At 56.2% G+C, this 19728-nt stretch carries 20 protein-coding genes; 12 read left to right on the plus strand and 8 right to left on the minus strand.

The window, feature by feature from the left end:
• The first annotated feature begins 80 nt into the window (after positions 1-80).
• From pcnB to panD, 5 genes are all read left to right on the plus strand, one after another.
• The gene (pcnB, locus tag ACXKZD_RS15765; RefSeq protein ID WP_203583884.1) at positions 81-1499 is read left to right on the plus strand and encodes a polynucleotide adenylyltransferase PcnB; all 1419 of its coding nucleotides are present in this window, start codon (positions 81-83) and stop codon (positions 1497-1499) included.
• Positions 1496-1981 carry a 2-amino-4-hydroxy-6-hydroxymethyldihydropteridine diphosphokinase gene (folK, locus tag ACXKZD_RS15770; protein WP_488981723.1) on the plus strand — a complete coding sequence of 162 codons (486 nt, stop codon included), beginning with the start codon at positions 1496-1498 and terminating at the stop codon, positions 1979-1981. Before pcnB ends, folK begins: the two co-directional genes overlap by 4 nt.
• Before the next feature lie 83 nt (positions 1982-2064).
• On the plus strand, positions 2065-2859 hold the full coding sequence (gene panB / locus ACXKZD_RS15775; RefSeq protein WP_010254026.1) for a 3-methyl-2-oxobutanoate hydroxymethyltransferase: 795 nt from the start codon (positions 2065-2067) through the stop codon (positions 2857-2859).
• A gap of 15 nt (positions 2860-2874) precedes the next feature.
• Entirely contained in the window at positions 2875-3729 is an 855-nt protein-coding gene (gene panC, locus ACXKZD_RS15780; RefSeq protein WP_033787357.1) for a pantoate--beta-alanine ligase, read from the plus strand.
• A gap of 47 nt (positions 3730-3776) precedes the next feature.
• Positions 3777-4157, plus strand: a complete 381-nt coding sequence (panD, locus tag ACXKZD_RS15785) for an aspartate 1-decarboxylase (RefSeq protein ID WP_010254022.1) — start codon at positions 3777-3779, stop codon at positions 4155-4157.
• Positions 4158-4222: 65 nt separating this feature from the next.
• Here panD and ACXKZD_RS15790 read toward each other — a convergent pair whose 3' ends face one another.
• From ACXKZD_RS15790 to ACXKZD_RS15800, 3 genes are all read right to left on the minus strand, one after another.
• Positions 4223-5236, minus strand: a complete 1014-nt coding sequence (locus ACXKZD_RS15790; protein WP_010671846.1) for an acyltransferase family protein — start codon at positions 5234-5236, stop codon at positions 4223-4225.
• Positions 5237-5660: 424 nt separating this feature from the next.
• Positions 5661-6431, minus strand: a complete 771-nt coding sequence (locus ACXKZD_RS15795) for an ABC transporter permease (RefSeq protein WP_010254018.1) — start codon at positions 6429-6431, stop codon at positions 5661-5663.
• Complete coding sequence (locus ACXKZD_RS15800) at positions 6428-7357, minus strand: ABC transporter ATP-binding protein (RefSeq protein WP_010254017.1); 930 nt, start codon at positions 7355-7357, stop codon at positions 6428-6430. The genes ACXKZD_RS15795 and ACXKZD_RS15800 overlap by 4 nt, the downstream gene beginning before the upstream one ends.
• Positions 7358-7465: 108 nt before the next feature.
• Here ACXKZD_RS15800 and can point away from each other — a divergent pair, with 108 nt between their 5' ends.
• Entirely contained in the window at positions 7466-8122 is a 657-nt protein-coding gene (gene can, locus ACXKZD_RS15805; RefSeq protein ID WP_029519477.1) for a carbonate dehydratase, read from the plus strand.
• A gap of 80 nt (positions 8123-8202) precedes the next feature.
• Here the strand turns inward: can and hpt are convergent, their stop codons facing one another.
• Positions 8203-8739: a hypoxanthine phosphoribosyltransferase gene (hpt, locus tag ACXKZD_RS15810; protein WP_010254010.1), complete on the minus strand. Its 537-nt coding sequence runs from the start codon at positions 8737-8739 to the stop codon at positions 8203-8205.
• Positions 8740-8974: 235 nt separating this feature from the next.
• Between hpt and ACXKZD_RS15815 the strand changes: the two genes are divergently transcribed.
• Complete coding sequence (locus ACXKZD_RS15815) at positions 8975-10258, plus strand: cystathionine gamma-synthase family protein (protein ID WP_022625436.1); 1284 nt, start codon at positions 8975-8977, stop codon at positions 10256-10258.
• On the opposite strand, the gene cueO is transcribed toward ACXKZD_RS15815, so the two are convergent.
• Entirely contained in the window at positions 10259-11854 is a 1596-nt protein-coding gene (gene cueO / locus ACXKZD_RS15820) for a multicopper oxidase CueO (RefSeq protein ID WP_488981724.1), read from the minus strand.
• Positions 11855-12036: 182 nt separating this feature from the next.
• Here cueO and ACXKZD_RS15825 point away from each other — a divergent pair, with 182 nt between their 5' ends.
• The 3 genes from ACXKZD_RS15825 (at position 12037) to speD (ending at position 14188) form a co-directional block, all read left to right on the plus strand.
• Positions 12037-12384 carry a YacC family pilotin-like protein gene (locus ACXKZD_RS15825; protein WP_003854673.1) on the plus strand — a complete coding sequence of 116 codons (348 nt, stop codon included), beginning with the start codon at positions 12037-12039 and terminating at the stop codon, positions 12382-12384.
• A gap of 102 nt (positions 12385-12486) precedes the next feature.
• Positions 12487-13350 carry a polyamine aminopropyltransferase gene (speE, locus tag ACXKZD_RS15830; protein ID WP_163639931.1) on the plus strand — a complete coding sequence of 288 codons (864 nt, stop codon included), beginning with the start codon at positions 12487-12489 and terminating at the stop codon, positions 13348-13350.
• A 28-nt stretch (positions 13351-13378) separates the two neighbouring features.
• The gene (gene speD / locus ACXKZD_RS15835) at positions 13379-14188 is read left to right on the plus strand and encodes an adenosylmethionine decarboxylase (RefSeq protein WP_010253978.1); all 810 of its coding nucleotides are present in this window, start codon (positions 13379-13381) and stop codon (positions 14186-14188) included.
• 248 nt (positions 14189-14436) lie between these two features.
• Here the strand turns inward: speD and ACXKZD_RS15840 are convergent, their stop codons facing one another.
• The 3 genes from ACXKZD_RS15840 to dtnK are packed head-to-tail and all read right to left on the minus strand — an operon-like array spanning position 14437 to position 17440.
• Positions 14437-15201, minus strand: coding sequence for a DeoR/GlpR family DNA-binding transcription regulator (locus ACXKZD_RS15840; RefSeq protein ID WP_307618534.1), 765 nt, complete (start codon positions 15199-15201; stop codon positions 14437-14439).
• Between the two features lie 6 nt (positions 15202-15207).
• Positions 15208-16188 (minus strand): D-threonate 4-phosphate dehydrogenase, encoded by a 981-nt coding sequence (locus ACXKZD_RS15845; RefSeq protein ID WP_033780597.1) that lies wholly within the window; start codon positions 16186-16188, stop codon positions 15208-15210.
• A complete protein-coding gene (dtnK, locus tag ACXKZD_RS15850) occupies positions 16181-17440 on the minus strand; it encodes a D-threonate kinase (RefSeq protein WP_187484335.1) in 1260 nt (419 codons plus the stop codon). The genes ACXKZD_RS15845 and dtnK overlap by 8 nt, the downstream gene beginning before the upstream one ends.
• A gap of 187 nt (positions 17441-17627) precedes the next feature.
• Between dtnK and ACXKZD_RS15855 the strand changes: the two genes are divergently transcribed.
• Both ACXKZD_RS15855 and ACXKZD_RS15860 read left to right on the plus strand, forming a co-directional pair.
• Positions 17628-18776 carry an iron-containing alcohol dehydrogenase gene (locus tag ACXKZD_RS15855; RefSeq protein WP_488981725.1) on the plus strand — a complete coding sequence of 383 codons (1149 nt, stop codon included), beginning with the start codon at positions 17628-17630 and terminating at the stop codon, positions 18774-18776.
• An 11-nt stretch (positions 18777-18787) separates the two neighbouring features.
• On the plus strand, positions 18788-19672 hold the full coding sequence (locus tag ACXKZD_RS15860; protein ID WP_488981726.1) for a dihydrodipicolinate synthase family protein: 885 nt from the start codon (positions 18788-18790) through the stop codon (positions 19670-19672).
• Positions 19673-19728: the final 56 nt, after the last annotated feature.

Genomic DNA, 19728 nt, shown 5'->3' on the forward strand with positions numbered 1-19728 from the left:
GCATTCTCAAACGGTTCTCAACAGGCTATGATTAGCCGCTGATTTTACCTACACCCTAATTGCCACTGTCGAGGTGTCCCATTTTTACCCGAGTAGCTAATTTTTGCCGGAAAGTCCTGAAGCGTGATGAAGAGGAAGCCCCAGCAGAGGTTGAACCAGAGCGTCTGATGACCATCATTCCTCGTGAAAGCCATACCATCTCACGTAAAGACATCAGCGAAAATGCCCTCAAAGTGCTCTATCGCCTGAACAAAGCCGGTTATGAAGCCTATCTGGTAGGCGGTGGCGTGCGCGATTTGCTACTGGGGCAAAAACCCAAAGATTTCGACGTGACCACCAATGCCACGCCTGAGCAAATGCGTAAGTTGTTCCGCAACTGTCGCCTGGTTGGCCGTCGTTTCCGTCTGGCGCACGTGATGTTTGGCCCGGAAGTGATCGAAGTCGCCACCTTCCGTGGACATCATCAGGCGGAAGAGCCGGAAGAGGATCGCAACAGCTCGCAGCGTGCCCAGAGCGGTATGCTGCTGCGCGACAACATCTTCGGCTCAATCGAAGATGATGCCCAGCGACGCGATCTCACCATCAACAGCCTCTACTACAGCGTGGCTGATTTCAGCGTGCGTGACTATGTCGGCGGCATCAGCGATCTCGAACAGGGCATCATTCGCCTGATTGGCGATCCGGAAACCCGCTACCGCGAAGATCCGGTCCGCATGCTGCGCGTCGCACGCTTTGCTGCCAAACTCAATATGAGCATTGCGCCGGAAACCGCCGAGCCGATTCCACGTCTGGCCTCGCTGTTGCGTGATATTCCGCCTGCTCGCCTGTTTGAAGAGTCGCTGAAGATGTTGCAGGCTGGCTACGGCTACAGCACATATCTCAAGCTGTGTGAATATCAGCTGTTCCAGCCACTGTTCCCGACGCTGGCGCGCAACTTCACCGAAAACAGCGACAGCCACATGGAGCGGATGCTGGCGCAGGTGCTGAAAAACACCGATAACCGCATTCACAACGACATGCGCGTTAATCCGGCGTTCCTGTTTGCCGCGATGTTCTGGTATCCGCAGCTTGAAACGGCAGAACGCATTGCGCAGGAGAGTGGCCTGACCTACTTCGAAGCTTTTGCGATGGCGATGAACGATACGCTGGACGAAGCCTGCCGTGCGCTGGCGATTCCGAAACGTATTACGTCGCTAATCCGCGATATCTGGCTGCTGCAGTTACGCATGTCCCGCCGTCACGGTAAACGCGCCTGGAAACTGATGGAGCATCCGAAATTCCGCGCCGCTTACGATCTGCTGGCGCTGCGGGCGGAAGTGGAAAATAACCCGGAACTGCTGCGCCTGAGCCAGTGGTGGGGTGAATTCCAGGTGGCTGCGCCGCCGCATCAGAAAAACATGCTCAATAACCTGGGTGACGATCCGGTGCCGCGTAATAAATCGCGTCGTCCGCGCCGCCGTCCTTCCGCACCGCGTCGTGACAACCAGAACGTCTCATGACACGGGTTTACCTCGCGTTAGGCAGTAATCTGGCCGATCCGCTGCATCAGGTTGATGCAGCGCTGACCGCACTGGATGCGTTGCCGCAGACGCAACGCATCGCTACCTCGCCGTTCTACCGCACGCCGCCATATGGCCCGCCCGATCAGCCCGATTTTCTCAATGCCGCCGTGGCGCTGGAGACCGATCTCAGTGCAGAAGCGTTGCTTGACCATACCCAGCGGATCGAGCGGGAGCATGGCCGGGTGCGCAAGTCAGAACGCTGGGGTCCGCGCACGCTGGATATCGATCTGATGCTGTTTGGCGAGATGCAAATCAACACGGAGCGGCTGATTGTGCCGCACTATGATCTGCTGAATCGTGCGTTTATGCTGGTGCCCCTGCTGGCGATTGCGCCAGACGCCCGCCTGCCCGACGGTCGCGCACTCAGCACAATCCTGGCTAACCTCGACAGTAGCAGCATCGTGCTGTGGCACGGCTGAGCAGACAAACGCACATCTCTGATTCCGCTCTTTCACGCTATCCAGTAAACTGCGCCCATCAGAATTCCTGAGTTGAGAGCGCCATGAAACCCACCACGATTTCACATCTGCGTCAGGCGAAAGCCAGCGGTAAAAAATTCGCGACCCTGACCGCCTACGATTTCAGTTTTGCCCGCTTGTTTGCCGATGAAGGTATTCAGGTGCTGCTGGTTGGTGATTCTTTAGGGATGACGGTGCAGGGGCATGATTCCACCCTGCCGGTCACGGTCAGCGACATCGCCTATCACACCGCCGCCGTGCGCCGTGGCGCACCACAGGCACTGCTGCTCGCCGACCTGCCGTTTATGAGTTATGCCACGCCACAGCAGACCTTTGACAACGCCGCGCAGCTGATGCGTGCCGGTGCTAACATGGTGAAGCTGGAAGGCGGCAGCTGGCTGGCTGAGACCGTGCAGATGCTGACCGAGCGGGCCGTTCCGGTGTGTGGTCATCTGGGCCTGACACCGCAGTCGGTCAATATCTTTGGCGGCTATAAAGTACAGGGCCGGGATGAAGCCGGTGCAGAGCAGTTGCTGGCCGATGCGCTGGCGCTGGAAGCCGCAGGTGCACAGCTGATGGTGCTGGAGTGTGTGCCGGTATCGGTAGCGCAGCGGATTACCGACGCGCTCACCATCCCGGTGATCGGTATCGGTGCCGGCAATGTCACCGATGGTCAGATTCTGGTGATGCATGACGCGCTGGGCGTAACCGGCGGCCACATTCCCAAGTTTGCCAAAAATTTCCTGGCGGAGACCGGCGATGTTCGCGCGGCGATTCGCCACTATATCGCCGAAGTCGAGGCCGGAACCTATCCGGCGGCAGAGCACAGTTTCCAGTAATCCAGGAGAGTCACCGTGTTGATCATTGAAACGCTGCTGATGCTGCGCCAGGAAGTCCGTCGCTGGCGCCAGCAGGGTAAACGCATTGCGCTGGTGCCGACCATGGGCAACCTGCATGAAGGTCATCTGACGCTGGTGGATGAAGCACGGGCGCGCGGCGACATCGTGATTGTCTCGATCTTTGTCAATCCGATGCAGTTCGATCGCGCCGATGATTTAGCGCGCTACCCGCGCACGCTGCAGGAAGATTGTGAAAAGCTGAATCGCCACCAGGTTGACGTGGTCTTCGCCCCCTCACCTGCTGAAGTCTATCCGCAGGGCGCGCAGAATCAGACCTTTGTTGAGGTGCCGGTGCTCTCTTCCCTGCTGGAAGGGGCCACACGTCCAGGTCATTTTCGCGGTGTGGCCACTATCGTCAGCAAACTGTTTAATCTGGTACAGCCCGATATTGCCTGTTTCGGTGAAAAGGATTTTCAGCAGCTGGCTATCATTCGTAAGATGGTGGCCGATATGGGCTTCGACATTGAGATTGTTGGTGTGCCTACGGTGCGCGCTAAAGATGGCCTGGCGCTGAGTTCGCGCAACGGCTACCTGACGGCAGATGAGCGTAAGCTGGCACCGGTCCTGAGCCAGGTGATGCATGAGATGGCGACGCGGCTGGAGAATGGCGAGCGTCATATTGACGAGATCATTGAGGTAGCCAGTGAGGCACTGCTGGCGCAGGGATTGCGTCCTGATGGCCTGGCGATCTGTGATGCGGAAACGCTGCAACCGCTGACGGTGGACAGCCAGCGCGCGGTGGTGCTGATGGCCGCCTGGCTGGGCAAGGCCCGCCTGATTGATAATCAAACCGTTGACCTGACGCAGTAATTCATCCCGCTGCAGGTTATTTTATTTCTCTGACAAGGTTTCTGGCTATGATTCGCACAGTTCTGCAAGGCAAATTGCACCGCGTGAAGGTGACGCAGGCGGACCTCAATTATGAAGGTTCCTGCGCTATCGATCAGGATTTCCTGGATGCTTCCGGCATTCTGCAATATGAAGCGATCGATATTTATAACGTCACCAACGGTCAGCGCTTTTCCACCTACGCTATCGCGGCTGAGCGTGGCTCGAAAATCATCTCGGTCAATGGTGCGGCCGCCCGCTGCGCCTGCGAAGGCGATATTTTAATTATCTGCTCCTATGTGCAGGTAGACGATGCCGAAGCGCGTCAGTGGCAGCCTAAGGTCGCCTATTTCGAAGGTGACAACCAGATGAAGCGTCTGGCGAAAGCGCTGCCGGTGCAGATTGCCTGATTACAACCTGATTAAAAAAGGGCCGCCGGTAAAACGGGCGGCCCTTTTTATTTCTGCTGCAGTAATTAAACCGGTTTGGTTGTCATCGGCTTCGATGACTTTTTCATCGTAAAGAGGAAATTAAACCAGCCGCGTTTTCTCATCAGACATAATGTCCACGGTAACGCCAGCGCCACCAGGAATGCCGAAATAAACTTCAGGTCATTTACCCAGGCAGACGGGCTTTCAAACTTCACAATCTTACTGAAGAACTGAATCGCCAGATAATGCGACAGGTAGAAGACGATAGAATTGACGCCTATGTAGTAGACCAGTTCAGACTTCAGTTTCAGCGCAATCCAGACAAAGAACGGAACCGATAATAGTGCCAGCGGTGACAATAACGCCTGGGAATGACGTTCCAGTACAAAGATATTCAGGCAGGAGAGCAGCACAAAACTAATTACCGAGATAAACAGCGTCGGGCCATGCTGCACTTTCTCTGCGATATCCACCTGCTTCCTCACGACGTAATCGCCGAGATAGAAGAATACAAACAGATAAAGCGATTTATTGATGTGGGTATTGTCGAAGCTGGCAAACACGCCATCCGCCTCAATCGCTGGCAGCGCCCAGCTCAGCGTCATACAGATGGCAAACACCAGCAGGAACGGCAAGTGACGGGCAAAGATAATCACAATAAAGAAGATAAACAGCGAATGCAGGAACCAGGTCATATCACCGCCACCGGTCAGGTGGGAGAGAATAATATTCATCGGTGATTGCGGCGTATTAGCCATTGAGCTGAACAGGATTTTCAACCCGCCGTAGACGGCAACCCAGACCACAAATGGATAGAGAATACTGCGCACCTTGTTATTAAAAAAAGGACCCAGGCCTTTTCTTAACCCGGCATCGACAAATAAACCCGAAACAAAGAACATCAGCCCCAGCCTTACCGGTGCCAGCATCTCATTTAACAGGCCGCTGAAGGCGGTAAAGTGTCCGGCGTTATTATGTACGGCAATAGTGCTGTGCAAAAAAATGATTGCGAGAATACTCAATCCCCGCAGATTATCGATCCACGTTATACGATTCATCTTTTCCTGCCTTTGATTAAAAACTGGCCCTGATTCGGTTGCCATTTTTCTTATTAAGAAGACTCTTAGCCTACTCATTCGTCCCTGAGCAGAGGAATAACCTTATTCCGGCGCTATTCTGATAATTCATAATCAAATAAACAACAGCCAGACTTTAAGGCTATTCTTAAAAAATATTTAATAGTTAAGAATCATTCAGATAGCGAAAGATGTCAGAGTATTATCAGATAATACTTAGGGTTATTTTTTGTGAGCAAGGGTGTAAGCGAGGCGTCGGGCGGCTTCAGAGACAAAATATAACGAATGAGGCGGGTTTTAAGGTGATTTTTAAGGCCAGGCAGAACCGTAGTCAGCGTAATTTGCTCTCCACCCAAAAAAAAGCCACGCCCTTATCGCAGCGTGGCCCTTACCATTCAGCTTAACGTCAGGTGCGTAATCCGCGTCCGCGCTGTATCAGCGCATAGACCAGCCAGTAGAACACCAGAATAAAGGCCACCAGCACCGAGAGGGTAAACACCAGCGGCACATCATTAATGCCGAGGAAGCCATAACGGAATCCGCTAATCATATAAACGATTGGATTGAGTTTAGAGACAGCCTGCCAGATCGGCGGCAGCAAACTCAGTGAATAGAATACGCCGCCCAGATAAGTCAGTGGCGTCAGCACAAAGGTCGGGATCAGGCTGATATCGTCAAACGTGCGCGCAAAGACAGCGTTCAGCAGACCTGCCAGTGAAAACAGAATCGCGGTCAGCAGCAGCGTGACCGCCACCATCGTCCAGGAATGCACGTGGAACGGCACAAAGAACAGCGAGATGGCCGTCACCAGAATACCCACGCAGACACCACGCGCCACGCCGCCGCCAACATAGCCGGCAATGATGATGTGGGTCGGCACCGGCGCGACCAGCAGCTCTTCAATATTGCGCTGGAACTTGGCGCTGAAGAACGACGACGCCACGTTGGCATAGGCGTTAGTGATGACCGCCATCATGATCAATCCCGGCACGATGAACTGCATATAGCTGAAGCCGTGCATTTCACCGATGCGCGACCCGATCAGGTTGCCAAAAATGATGAAATAGAGCGTCATGGTGATGACCGGCGGTACCAGCGTCTGGATCCAGATGCGGGCGAAACGGTTAACCTCTTTGGCCCAGATGCTCTTCAGCGCCACCCAGTAGAGATGTGTCATGCTTTTGCTCCTGTTTTTCCCTGCGTCGTCAGACCCACAAACAGCTCTTCAAGACGGTTGGCTTTATTGCGCATACTCAGCACCTGCACACCCTGCGCGCTAAGCTGGCTGAAGACGCTGTTGAGCCCCTGCTCACGCAGCACTTCCACTTCGAGCGTTGAGGTATCGGTCAGCCGGTACTGGAACCCTTCCAGCGTGGGCAGCGGACTGCGGGGTGCCAGATCCAGGATAAAGGTTTCTGATTTGAGCTTGGAGAGCAGCCCTTTCATTGAGGTGTTCTCCACCAGCTCACCGCTCTGGATGATGCCGATGTTGCGGCACAGCATCTCCGCCTCTTCCAGATAGTGGGTAGTGAGAATAATGGTCGTGCCTTTGGCATTGAGATCTTTCAGGAATACCCACATCGAGCGTCGCAGTTCGATATCGACCCCGGCTGTCGGTTCATCCAGAATCAGCAGCTTAGGCTCATGCATCAGCGCACGGGCGATCATCAGGCGACGCTTCATTCCGCCGGAAAGCATGCGTGCACGTTCAGCGCGTTTTCCCCACAGATCGAGCTGCTTCAGATACTTTTCTGCCCGCTCATTGGCTTCACGACGCTCAACGCCATAGTAACCCGCCTGATTAACGACGATTTGCATCACCGTCTCAAACGGGTTGAAGTTAAACTCCTGCGGCACCAGGCCGAGCTGGCGCTTGGCATTCACCACATCTTTTTCGAGATCGTAGCCAAACACCCGCACGCTGCCCTCGGATTTGTTAACCAGCGAACTGATAATTCCGATGGTGGTCGATTTACCGGCACCGTTTGGCCCCAGCAGCGCATAAAAGTCACCCGCTTCAACGTTAAGATCGATGCCCTTCAGCGCCTGCACGCCGCCGGGATAGGTCTTGGTCAGCCGGGAAAGTTCCAGTGCATAAGTCATTCTGCATCCATACCCTGTTTTGATGGCATTGCAATGCCGTTTAAATTTATCAGGCCCTGTCATATAGTACGCGCGCGCACTCTGCGCAGTAACCGGTCGCTCAACACCATGACAGACATCAACACCCTGATCAGAAACAACCGCGAATGGTCAAAATTACTGGTTGAAGAAGATCCCAGCTTTTTTGAGCGGCTCGCCCAGGCACAAAAACCGCGCTTCCTGTGGATTGGCTGTTCTGACAGCCGGGTTCCTGCCGAACGTCTGACCGGGCTCGAACCCGGCGAACTCTTCGTTCACCGCAACGTGGCCAATCTGGTAATCCACACCGACCTGAACTGTCTGTCCGTGGTGCAGTACGCTATCGAAGTGCTGGAAGTGGAACACGTTATCGTCTGCGGCCATTACGGCTGCGGCGGCGTGCAGGCGGCGATGGATAACCCGGAACTGGGATTAATCGACAACTGGCTGCTGCACATCCGCGACCTCTGGTACAAGCATAGCGTGTTGCTGGGGGAACTCCCGCCGGATAAGCGCCTGGACAAACTGTGCGAAATCAACGTTATTGAACAAGTCTATAACCTGGGGCACTCCACCGTACTGCAATCTGCCTGGAAACGCGGAAAGGATGTCTCCCTGCACGGCTGGGTATACGGCATTCAGGACGGCTGTCTGCGTAACCTTGATGTGACGGCAAACAGCCGGGAGATCCTCGAACAGCGCTACCGCCACGGCATTGCTAATCTGCGGAAGAACGGCGAGGCCTGAGCCGATCGCAGCGTAAAGCGCGGCATAGCCTACACCAGGCAACCGGTGCAGGCCTTGGAAGAATGTGCGGTAGAGCGGTATCAGGATTCCAGCGGCACCACTTTGCCAATATAAGGCAGATGGCGATAGTGCTGAGCATAGTCGATACCAAAGCCCACCACGAACTCATCCGGAATCGCAAAGCCGACATATTCGACGTTCACTTCAACTTCACGGCGCTCTGGCTTATCCAGCAGGGTACAGATCGCCAGAGATTTTGGCTGACGCAGCTGCAGAATCTCACGCACTTTGCTCAGGGTGTTGCCGGAGTCGATGATATCTTCGACGATTAGCACATCCTTGCCACGAATGTCTTCATCCAGATCTTTCAGGATTTTCACATCACGCGTGCTGGACATCCCGCTGCCGTAACTGGAAGCCGTCATAAAGTCGACTTCATGCGGCACATCGATGGCGCGACAGAGATCAGCCATGAACATAAAGGAGCCGCGCAGCAGCCCCACCAGCACCATATCGCTGCCGCTGTCGCGGTAGTGGTCGTTAATCTCTTTGCCCAGTTCAGCGATGCGCGTGGCGATTGCCTGTTCAGGGATCATCACTTCAACAGTGTGTTTCATTGCGTTCAGCCCGGTTACGTCAGAAAAGCCCCGGAGTCTATCACAGACGCAGCAGCGACGGCTGCGCGGCCCCATAAGCAAACGATTACGTCGCGAAAATTATTACCCGCCGCCTGCGGCTCGCTGAAATGCGCATTACCTTAGAACATTCTGGCATTTACCAGCATGATTCGCTGCATGGTAGCCTTTATCCAACAGATCGTTACCCTACTCGCGCCGCTGGCCGGAGATCACAATGACTTCATCTTCAAGCAAAAAAACGCATATCGGCGACAGGCCGCTGCACCCTGAAACCCAGATGCTGAACTATGGCTATGATCCCCGCCTCTCTGAGGGTGCGGTGAAGCCGCCGGTGTTTCTGACATCAACCTTTGTCTTTGACAGCGCCGAAGAGGGACGGGATTTCTTTGATTACGTCTCTGGCCGACGTGAGCCGCCGGAAGGCAAATCGGGTGGGCTGGTCTATTCCCGCTTTAACCACCCTAACAGCGAAATTGTAGAAGATCGGCTGGCGGTCTATGAGCAGGCGGAGAGCTGTTCGCTCTTCTCTTCCGGTATGGCCGCCATCTCCACTGCCCTGCTGACGTTTGCCCGTCCGGGCGAGGTGATCCTGCATTCCCAGCCGCTGTATGGCGGCACCGAAACCCTGCTTAGCAAGACGCTGCACAATCTGGACATCAAAGCGGTGGGTTTCAGCGACGGCAATGATGAAGTCAAAGTGCGTGAAGCCGCTCAGCAGGCGATGGCCCAGGGCCGGGTAGCGGTGATCCTGATTGAAACGCCAGCGAATCCCACCAACAGCCTGGTCAATATCCGTCTGATGGCGCGTATCGCTGATGAGATTGATCAGCAGCAGGGTTCACGACCGATTATCGCCTGTGACAACACGCTGCTCGGCCCGCTGTTCCAGCAGCCGCTAACGCTGGGCGCTGACCTGTCACTCTACTCGCTGACCAAGTATGTTGGCGGTCACTCTGACCTGATTGCAGGCGCGGCGATGGGCAGTAAAGCACTGATGGCGAAAGTGCGCGCCCTGCGCAGCGCAATCGGCACGCAGCTGGATCCACACTCCAGCTGGATGCTCAGCCGCTCGCTGGAAACGCTGTCGCTACGCATGGAGAAAGCCTGGCAGAATGCGGAAGCGGTCGCGGCGTTTCTGCGCGATCACCCGAAAGTGGCGAAGCTGCACTGGCTGCCCTATCTGGATGCGGAGAGCGCCGAAGGGAAAACTTATCGCGAGCAGTGCAGCGGTGCCGGTTCAACCTTCTCATTTGATATCGTCGGCGATCAGCCCGCTGCGTTCCGTTTTCTTAATGCGCTGTCGCTGTTTAAGCAGGCGGTAAGCCTGGGCGGGACCGAGTCGCTGGCCAGCCATCCTGGCAGCACCACCCACTCCGGCGTGCCGCAGGCGGTGCGTCAGCGTATTGGGATCACTGACGCCACGGTGCGGCTGTCGATTGGCATCGAAAACGCCGGCGACCTGATTGAAGATGTGAAGCTGGCGCTGGATCAGGCGTAATCAACTGACGGTAAAGCCCAGCATCATGCCGGTGTCTTCATGCTCCAGCAGATGGCAGTGGGCCATGTAAGCGTGTTCTGCGGCGGCGACATAGTTGAAGCGTACCAGCACTTCACTGCGCCAGCCGTCGACATTCACCATATCTTTCCAGCCCTGCCGGTGCGGGGCTGGCGGTTTGCCGTTTTCTGAAAGAATACGGAACTGGGTGCCGTGAATGTGGAACGGGTGCAGCATCGCATCGCCTTCACCTGAAATCGTCCACTTCTCGTAATCACCCAGCTTCACCGCAAACGACGGCTTCGTCATATCAAAGGCCTGGCCATTAATCTTATTGCCGTTGCGGAAATCGTAACCGGCGGGCGGCGTATTGCCGTGCATGCTGTGATCCATGCTTGCCATATTTTCCATTGGTGGCATCGGCTCGGCAGCCGTTTTTTCCGGCATCGTGTGATGACCGCCCTTGCCCATCGCTTTCTCGCCGTAGCGCTGCATCAGCGCCTGCATGCCCTGCTGGTCCAGCTGCGGGTCCATCATCAGCTGCAGCCAGCGTGTCGTCAGGCCGTCTGTTGAGGGTAGCGCTGGCAGCGTCGCCAGCTGATCCGGCAGCGTGGCGCTGGCCATCACCCGCAGCGGCAGGATCTGCACCAGCGGCAGCGGCTGGTCAAACGGCGGCAGCGTCATGCCCATCTGCTCTGTCGGCAGCGTCACCAGATCGAAGCTCTTACCGTCAGAAGTATCGATCATCACCTCGAAACGCTCGCCCGGCAGGATCGGCAGCGAGTCGAGCTTTACCGGCTCAGCCAGCAGGCCACCATCGCTGGCGATCACATAGAGCGGTCGGCGATCGCTGGCGGCAACATGCAGCGAACGGGCATTGCAGCCGTTGAGCAGGCGCAGACGCAGCCAGCCACGCGGCACCGCATGCTGCGGATAGTGCACGCCGTTGGTCAGCATCATGTTGCCAAACCAGCCCACCGCGGCGCGCATCACGTCGAGCTGATAATCAATGCGGCTGCCATCTTTGGTCAGCTGCTTATCCTGAAAAATCAGCGGCACATCATCCACACCCCACTGCGAGGGCAAACGCAGCGTTCCGCTCTCTTTATCTTCCAGCAGGATCAGTCCCGCAAGCCCCTGAGCCACCTGATGCCCGGTCTTGCCATGCAGATGCGGGTGATACCAGCAGGTTGCAGCGGGCTGATCGGGCGTAAAAGAGACCTGACGCGAGCCGCCAGGCGCAATCACTGCCTGCGGGCCGCCATCCACTGCGCCGGGGATTTCCAGCCCGTGCCAGTGCAGTGTGGTCGCTTCGCTGAGCCGGTTATGGATGTTCACCGTCACCGGTTTACCACTCTGCATCTTCAGCACCGGCCCCAGCAGGCTGCCGTTATAGCCCCAGGTCGGCACCGCTTTGCCGTTCCACTGGGTGGTACCCTGCATCGCGGTGAGGCTGTAGCTGCCCCTGGCATCGGGTTCCAGCAGAGACGGAATCGGCAGCAGCGGACGGGTGTCTGCCATCAGCGAACGGCTCCAGAGCGGTAATGCTCCGGCTGCACTCAGTGCGGCAGTGAGTTTCAGGAAATGGCGACGTTGCATGGTGATCATCCTTGTGGCATCAGAGCGCACAGCCTAAACCCTGACCTTATGGGAAGGTCAAGTCCTGACCGTGCGAATCTGACGAAAAAAAGGCGGTGCAGCGGCCCACAGCGGCAAATTAATCGAAAACCTGAGAGCAACTGTGCTAACGTCATTAGCAATATCCATTGAAGAGAACGACTATGAAGCAAAGTATCAGGATCCTGCTGCTGACGGGACTCCTTGGCTTCTCCTCCACCAGTTTTGCCCTGAGCGAATCCGAAGCGGAAGATCTGGCCGATCTCACGGCGGTTTTCGTCTATCTGAAAAATGATTGTGGCTATCAGGATTTACCGGACGCGCAGATTCGCAAAGCGCTGGTCTTTTTTGCTCAGCAGAACCGCTGGGATTTAAGCAACTACAGCAACTACAACATGAAAGCGCTGGGTGAAGATAGCTATCGCGATCTCAGCGGCATCGCCATCACCAACGACAAAAAGTGCAAGTCACTGGCCCGCGATTCGCTGAGCCTGCTGGCCTACGTCAGGTAACGATTCTTCCCTCTGCAGCCGGACATTGACCGTGCAACCACGGTCAGTGTTAGCTATCATATGCCGCCCATCTTCATGGCGATGTCATCAGAGGAGAGCACCATGGCCCACAATGAAACGTGGTATGAAACCCTTCATGCCGGTTTTGGCCAGTATTTCACGGTCGATAAAGAGCTGTACCGTGAGAAGACTGCGCATCAGGATTTAATCATTTTCGAAAATGCCGCGATGGGCCGCGTAATGGCGCTGGACGGCGTCGTTCAGACCACCGAACGCGACGAATTTATCTACCATGAAATGATGACCCACGTTCCGCTGCTGGCGCACGGCGCGGCGAAGAGCGTTCTGATTATCGGCGGCGGTGACGGCGCAATGCTGCGTGAAGTGTCACGTCATCCCGGGATCGAAAAGATTACCATGGTGGAGATCGATGCGGGCGTGGTGACCTTTTGCCGCCAGTATCTGCCGAACCACAGCGCGGGTGCCTATGACGATCCGCGCTTTACGCTGGTGATTGATGACGGGGTGAACTTCGTTAATCAGACGCAGGAAAAGTTTGATGTCATTATCTCCGACTGCACCGATCCGATTGGTCCGGGCGAGAGTCTGTTTACCTCGGAATTTTATGCCGGGTGCAAAGCGGCCCTTAATGAAAATGGCATCTTTGTGGCGCAGAATGGCGTCTGCTTCCTGCAGCAGGATGAGGCCGTTAACAGCCATCGCAAGCTGGGACATTACTTTGCGGACGTCAGTTTCTATCAGGCGGCGATTCCGACCTACTACGGCGGCATTATGACCTTTGCCTGGGCGAGTGATAATCCGGCGCTGCGCCAGCTCGACACCGCGACCTTAAAGGCGCGTTTCGATGCCGCTGGCCTGACCTGCCGTTATTACACGCCAGCAATCCATACCGGCAGCTTTGCCCTGCCGCAATATCTGTTAAATGCGTTATCTGCCGCGTGCTGATAGTGCATTTCTAAGGGGGTGAACGAAATTGCAAAAGCTAAAACTACATGGCTTCAACAACCTGACGAAAAGCCTGAGTTTTTGTATTTACGATATTTGCTATGCGAATACTGAAGCTGAACGCGATGGTTACATCGCCTACATTGACGAACAATATAACGCTAACCGTCTGACGGAAATCCTGACTGAGACCTGCTCCATTATCGGGGCTAACGTGCTCAACATTGCGCGCCAGGATTATGAACCGCAGGGGGCCAGCGTCACGATTCTGGTCAGCGAAGAGCCGATCGATCCGAAAGATATCGATAACTCAGAGCACCCCGGTCCGCTGCCCAACTCGGTGGTGGCTCATCTCGATAAAAGTCATATCTGCGTGCACACCTATCCGGAGAGCCATCCGGCAGGCGGCCTGTGCACCTTCCGTGCGGACATTGAAGTCTCAACCTGTGGCGTCATTTCGCCACTGAAAGCGCTGAACTATCTGATCCACCAGCTGGAGTCAGATATTGTCACCGTCGATTACCGGGTGCGCGGTTTTACCCGTGACGTGAAAGGGATGAAGCACTTCATCGATCACGAGATCAATTCGATTCAGAACTTCATGTCTGAAGATATGAAAGCGATGTATGACATGGTGGATGTGAATGTCTATCAGGAAAACATCTTCCATACCAAGATGTTGCTGAAAGAGTTCGACCTTAAACACTACCTGTTTAACACCCGCCCGGAAGATCTCACTCCGCAGGAGCACAAGCGCATTACCGATCTGCTCTGGAAAGAGATGCGCGAGATCTACTACGGCAGAAATATCCCCTCAGTGGGCCTGAAGACCCTCTGATTATCAGGCGCGCAGCGTTATAGATCATAACCTGCGCGTCTCCTTCCCTCTTGTTACTTCTGCTTTTTCATCACGGCAACCGCCGGACTGAGGTTTGAACGGGTTTCGGTGGACGCACCCGCGATTACGCGCGAAGAGAATGATGCGTACGCGCGTTAACGGCGCGTTTTAACGGCGAGAGATAAAGATAAACGCGCGGTGCTGCTCTCGTCCTGCTGATCAGGTCAGAGCAACACGGCGCGTTCTGTTCAGACGGAGGTCAGCGCCAGCGAAATCCCGCGCTCGCGCAGCGTGCGGCAGACAGCCTCCTCTAACCGGCTATCGGTCACCACATCCGTCAGGTCATCCACCGCAGAAGCGCAGAATAGCGACCAGGAGCCATATTTACTGCTGTCCGCCAGCAAGACCCGGCGAGCCGCATTGGCCAGAAGATCGTGTTTCAGCCCCGCTTTCTCCTCAGTCGGCGTGGTAATGCCGCGCTCAAGGCTCCAGGAGTTACAGCTGACAAAGGCGATATCAGGATTGATGCTGCGCAGCAACCGCCGTCCATGTTCGCCTACACAGGACTGACTGGAGTCGTCGATACGTCCGCCGATAATCGTCACTTCGATCTGCTTAAACTCAGACAAAAACAGTGCAATGTGCAGATCGGCAGTGATCACCCGCAGCGGCAGATGCGTGAGCTGCCGCGCCAGCTCCAGCATAGTGGTGCCCGCATCCAGCACGACCGCATCGCCCGCCCGGACAAAGCTGGCGGCACATTCTGCAATCGCCTGCTTCTCGGCCAGGTTACGCTGCATCTTCTCCAGCGTGGTCGGCTGGGCAGGAATAAAACGATTCAGGGTAACGCCGCCATGACTGCGGCTGATCACGCCCTCTTTATCCAGCTTAATCAAATCACGGCGAATCGTAGCGGGTGAGGCGGAAATCGCACTGACCAGTTGCTCAACAGTCACCAGATTATGGCTTTTCAGGTAATCCATAATCTGGTCAAGACGGCTCTGTCCCTTCATATATCCCTATGCGAGCTGCATCGCGAGTTTAATAGAGATCGCCATGCTGTCAGACTTCGCTTTACCTGTCCAGGCGATATCAAATGCGGTGCCATGGTCAGCAGAGGTACGGATAAACGGCAGGCCTGCGGTGATGTTGACGCCATCATAAAAGCCCAGCAGTTTAAGCGGAATATGCCCCTGATCGTGGTACATCGCCACCACCATGTCATACCGTCCATCCTGGCACTGCAGGAACACCGTGTCCGGCGGACAAGGCCCGTAGACATCAATCCCCTGCGCTTTCATCGCCTCAATAGCGGGTGCCACGGTGGTGATCTCCTCATCGCCAAACAGGCCGTTCTCTCCGGCGTGCGGATTAACGCCCGCTACGGCGATACGCGGGGCGCTGTAACCGACACGACGCAGGAAAGTGTCCGCCATACCAATCACGGTTTTGATGCGCGTCTGGTTCAGCGTGTCCAGGAACTTACGCAGCGCAATGTGGGTCGTGACATGAATCACTTTCAGCTTATCGGTGTAGAGGACCATGGCGTAATCTTTGGTCCCGGTAAGATGCGCCAGCAGTTCAGTGTGACCAGGATAGAGATGGCCTGCCGCATGCAGCGCCTCTTTGTTCAGCGGCGCGGTGGCAATGGCATGCACGTCGCCCGCCAGTGCCAGCTCTGTAGCACGCTTCACGCAACGCCACGCCAGATCTCCCGCCTCTTTCTGCACCACGCCAGGTTTGAGCACGTCAGGATCGGCCAGGGGCTCATCGATGACGTTGATGATGCCGGGCGCATATCGCGCATCCTGCACCCGGTCCAGCACCCGCAGCTCGGCCTGTGGCGTAATGTTCATTGCCATAATGCGGCGCAGCGTACTGGCACAGCCAATCACCACCGCAGGGATGCCATTCAGCTCACCTTCAGAGAGTGACTTAATGATGATTTCCGGGCTGATGCCCGCTGGATCGCCCATGGTGATCGCAATAATTTTACTCACTCGACTTCTCCTCAATAAAACCAATGGCTGCTACCAGGGTATTTTCATCACCAAAGCCACCCGCTTTGGTCATCACCGGCAGAGTAAATTCACTGTTAAGCAGAACCCCGTGCGGCACACAGCCCGCCACCAGACCCTGAATTTTAAAGCCGCTGGCCCCCAGTGCCTGGGCAACGGCAATCGCCACGTCGCCTCCCGATAGATAGAGCGCATGCGGCAGCTGTGTCCGGCACAGGCTGTGGGTTATTTCGCCCAGCAACTGACTGATCCCCTCGCCCAGCTGCTGGCGGGTCACGCTGTGCTGCTGGCTGAGATGCCCGATGTCGTGACGCTGGGATTCATGCTGGCAGGTGCGGATCACCGTATGGCGACCGGCACGCAGTGCGGTTTCAGCCTGTTGGATCCAGCGATCCCGGTCGGGCCAGGCGGGCTGCTGAAACAGCTGACGGATATCGACATCCACGATCTCAACTGCCCGCTGTTTAAGCAGCGTGGCGATCTGCTGCTGCGCGCTGCTGCTCATCGATCCCACTACCGCCAGCACGGGCCGCGACGGGCGAACAGAGAGCGCTGCGCCCAGCGCATCGCTTAACCCGGCTGCTCCCACCAGCAGCGGCTTCTCTGTCAGCCGCGCCGCAGCGATTATCAGTCGCGCCAGATCGGCTTCATTTTCGGCATCCACCACCACGACGCCGTGCACCGCCGCTAACACCGCATCAAGCCGATCGCTGCGCAGCGTCGGGAGATCGATCTCCGTGCCGTCGATCTGCATCTGATCGACTACGCGGGCGCTGAGGATCGGGGTTTTAGGATCGCTGGCAAATTCGGTGTCTGTCAGTAACCGCTGATTGACCCACACTTTACCTTCGCGTGTGGTGCGGCCCAGTCGTGGCACAGCCGGCGCAACCAGCGCCAGCCTTTTGCCGCTGGCCCGCAGCGCAGCCGCGGTTTCAGCACCGACGTTGCCGCGCAGCGTGGAGTCGATCTTTTTAAACAGCCAGCCCTGCTGAAGCTGTGCGGCGAAGTGCTGCACCACCTGAGCGACGCGCTCTGCGGCCTGGCTGGCGCTGACTGCCCGGCTGTCGGTGCTGATAACCAGCACATCCGCAGCGTCCTCTGGCAACGGCGCCTCCGTGCCAAACAGCACATGTACGCGGGCGCCAGCCTGTGCCAGTCCGCTACCCGCATCGTTGGCACCGGTAAAGTCATCGGCGATGACCAGCACCGGGGTTTTCCATAATGATGAGCCCATCCTCACTCCTGTCAGGCGATTGCCGCTGCATTTGATTATATTCAATCATGATTGATTATATGTGAGCAAGTTCAAATTAATCGAAATCGATATGCCTTATAAAATTAGCCACAGAGAGTGACTGACTTCGCATTGCGCTGAGCAAGATTAATCATCCGCTCAGACAGGACAGAAATAAGGGTATGAAATGAACATTAACAGCACGGTGATTAGCGGTTATCAGGCGTTAAACGACATGCGCTATCTGCTGAAGGGAATATCGACAGCAGTCGTGGTCACTGACCGGAACATTGAGGCGATTCCGGCAGTGCAGGCGCTGATGGGTCAACTTCGGGATCAGATTCCGGGTATCAGCGTGGTCAACAGCGTCCCGCCTGAACCAAGCCAGCATGATGTGGCAGCGATTATCGCGACGCTCTCCCGGCCCCATGTCGATATGGTGATTGGCATCGGCGGCGGCAGCGTGCTGGATGTGGCGAAGCTACTCTCAGTGCTGTGCATCGACGCCGCGCCTTCGCTGGACGCCCTGCTGGCAGGCGAAAAACCGCAGCGCCGTACCCGTTCAATACTGATCCCTACCACCGCAGGCACGGGTTCTGAAGCGACGCCCAATGCGATCCTGGCGATCCCGGAGAAAGAGACCAAAGTCGGCATTATTTCACCGGTGATGCTACCCGATGTGGTGGCCCTGGTGCCGGAACTGACCACCAGCATGCCGGCCCACATCGCCTCTTCAACCGGTATTGACGCCCTCTGCCATCTGATTGAGTGCTTTACCGCCAATGTCGCCAACCCGGTCAGCGACAACTATGCGCTGACTGGGATGAAGAAACTGTTCGCTAATCTCGAAACCACCCTGCGCGAGCCAGAAAATTTGCAGGCACGCCTGGAGATGCTCTGGGCTTCTTATTATGGCGGTGCATCGATTGCCCATGCCGGGACACATCTGGTGCATGCCCTCTCTTACCCGCTCGGCGGCAGATATCATCTGCCACACGGCGTCGCCAACGCCATCCTGCTGGCTCCCTGCATGCGCTTTGTCCGTCCGGCGGCGGTGAGCAAATTCGCTCAGGTCTATGATCTGCTGCCCGACGCCGACGTCCGTTTAAGCGATGAAGAGAAATCACACGCGCTGGTCGACTACTTCACCGCGCTGGTAGCGCGGCTGCAGCTGCCTGCCAGCCTGGAAGCCCTGGGCATCAGCCCGGATCAACTGCCCTGGTTAGTGGAAGCCGCGCTCAACGTCCAGCGTCTGATGAACAACGTGCCGATGGCGGTCACCGCCGACGATGTGCGCGCCGTCTACCTGACGCTTTTCCCTTCCTGCCAGGCGTAATGAGGATTGTCATGAATAAGAAAATAAATGGCGTACTGACCGCCATCGTCACCACTTTTGACCGGGAAGGTGCCTTTGATCCGGAGAGGCAGCGCGAACAGGTCAGACGCCAGATCAACGCTGGTAACGGCATCTTCTGTGGCGGAACCAACGGCGAATTCTTTGTGCTGAACGAGCAGGAGAAGATCGCGGTTACCACCACCTGCGTCGATGAAGTTAACGGCCGGGCATCGGTGGTGGCGCATATCGGGGAGATTTCGACCCGTGAAACTATCCGGCTCGGCAAACAGATTGCCCGCCTTGGCGTAGATGCTGTTTCCGCGATCACCCCGTGGTTTGTTCCGCTTAACCAGCAGGAGCTGATCGACCACTATCAGCGCGTGGCTGACGCGCTTACGGTACCGCTGTTCCTCTACAACATCCCGGCGCGTACCGGCAATACCTTGCAGCCAGAGACCGTTCGTACGCTGGCCGCGCATCCGAACATCATCGGCATTAAAGATTCAGCAGGCAGCTATGAAAGTCTGAGCGGCTTTCTGCAGGCTACCGCCGACTGTCAGGACTTTGCTGTGCTGAACGGCCCGGATTCGCTGATCCACCAGGGTTTTGTGGATGGCTGCTCCGCCTCAATTTCCGGGCTGGCAAACGTGGCACCGGAGGCGATTAACGCCATCTGGGCGCGCTTCCATGCGGGCGATATTGCCGGTTCGCATCAGGCACAGGAGAACGTCACCGGCCTGCGCACCGCGCTTTACAGCATCGGTTTCTCACCGGCCGCCGTGAAAAAAGCGGTCAGCCTGCAAGGCTTTGAGGTGGGTGAAAGCCGTTATGCGGTGCAGTTCAGCGCCGAAGAGCAGCAGCAGATCCGCCAAATCGTGAACCACTACCTGCAATAACGTCCATCACCTTTGCACCCTACCGGTCAGATGAGAACGAACCTGATGGTCGCCAT

The organism is Pantoea sp. ABR1s (assembly GCF_057812235.1).

Excerpts from the sequence above, each read along its gene's own strand:
- folK (WP_488981723.1), top strand. The coding sequence starts at position 1,496 with ATGACACGGGTTTACCTCGCGTTAGGCAGTAATCTGGCCGATCCGCTG.
- panB (WP_010254026.1), top strand. The coding sequence starts at position 2,065 with ATGAAACCCACCACGATTTCACATCTGCGTCAGGCGAAAGCCAGCGGT.
- panD (WP_010254022.1), top strand. The coding sequence starts at position 3,777 with ATGATTCGCACAGTTCTGCAAGGCAAATTGCACCGCGTGAAGGTGACG.
- ACXKZD_RS15790 (WP_010671846.1), bottom strand. The coding sequence starts at position 5,236 with ATGAATCGTATAACGTGGATCGATAATCTGCGGGGATTGAGTATTCTC.
- ACXKZD_RS15795 (WP_010254018.1), bottom strand. The coding sequence starts at position 6,431 with ATGACACATCTCTACTGGGTGGCGCTGAAGAGCATCTGGGCCAAAGAG.
- ACXKZD_RS15800 (WP_010254017.1), bottom strand. The coding sequence starts at position 7,357 with ATGACTTATGCACTGGAACTTTCCCGGCTGACCAAGACCTATCCCGGC.
- can (WP_029519477.1), top strand. The coding sequence starts at position 7,466 with ATGACAGACATCAACACCCTGATCAGAAACAACCGCGAATGGTCAAAA.
- hpt (WP_010254010.1), bottom strand. The coding sequence starts at position 8,739 with ATGAAACACACTGTTGAAGTGATGATCCCTGAACAGGCAATCGCCACG.
- ACXKZD_RS15815 (WP_022625436.1), top strand. The coding sequence starts at position 8,975 with ATGACTTCATCTTCAAGCAAAAAAACGCATATCGGCGACAGGCCGCTG.
- cueO (WP_488981724.1), bottom strand. The coding sequence starts at position 11,854 with ATGCAACGTCGCCATTTCCTGAAACTCACTGCCGCACTGAGTGCAGCC.
- ACXKZD_RS15825 (WP_003854673.1), top strand. The coding sequence starts at position 12,037 with ATGAAGCAAAGTATCAGGATCCTGCTGCTGACGGGACTCCTTGGCTTC.
- speE (WP_163639931.1), top strand. The coding sequence starts at position 12,487 with ATGGCCCACAATGAAACGTGGTATGAAACCCTTCATGCCGGTTTTGGC.
- ACXKZD_RS15840 (WP_307618534.1), bottom strand. The coding sequence starts at position 15,201 with ATGAAGGGACAGAGCCGTCTTGACCAGATTATGGATTACCTGAAAAGC.
- dtnK (WP_187484335.1), bottom strand. The coding sequence starts at position 17,440 with ATGGGCTCATCATTATGGAAAACCCCGGTGCTGGTCATCGCCGATGAC.
- ACXKZD_RS15855 (WP_488981725.1), top strand. The coding sequence starts at position 17,628 with ATGAACATTAACAGCACGGTGATTAGCGGTTATCAGGCGTTAAACGAC.
- ACXKZD_RS15860 (WP_488981726.1), top strand. The coding sequence starts at position 18,788 with ATGAATAAGAAAATAAATGGCGTACTGACCGCCATCGTCACCACTTTT.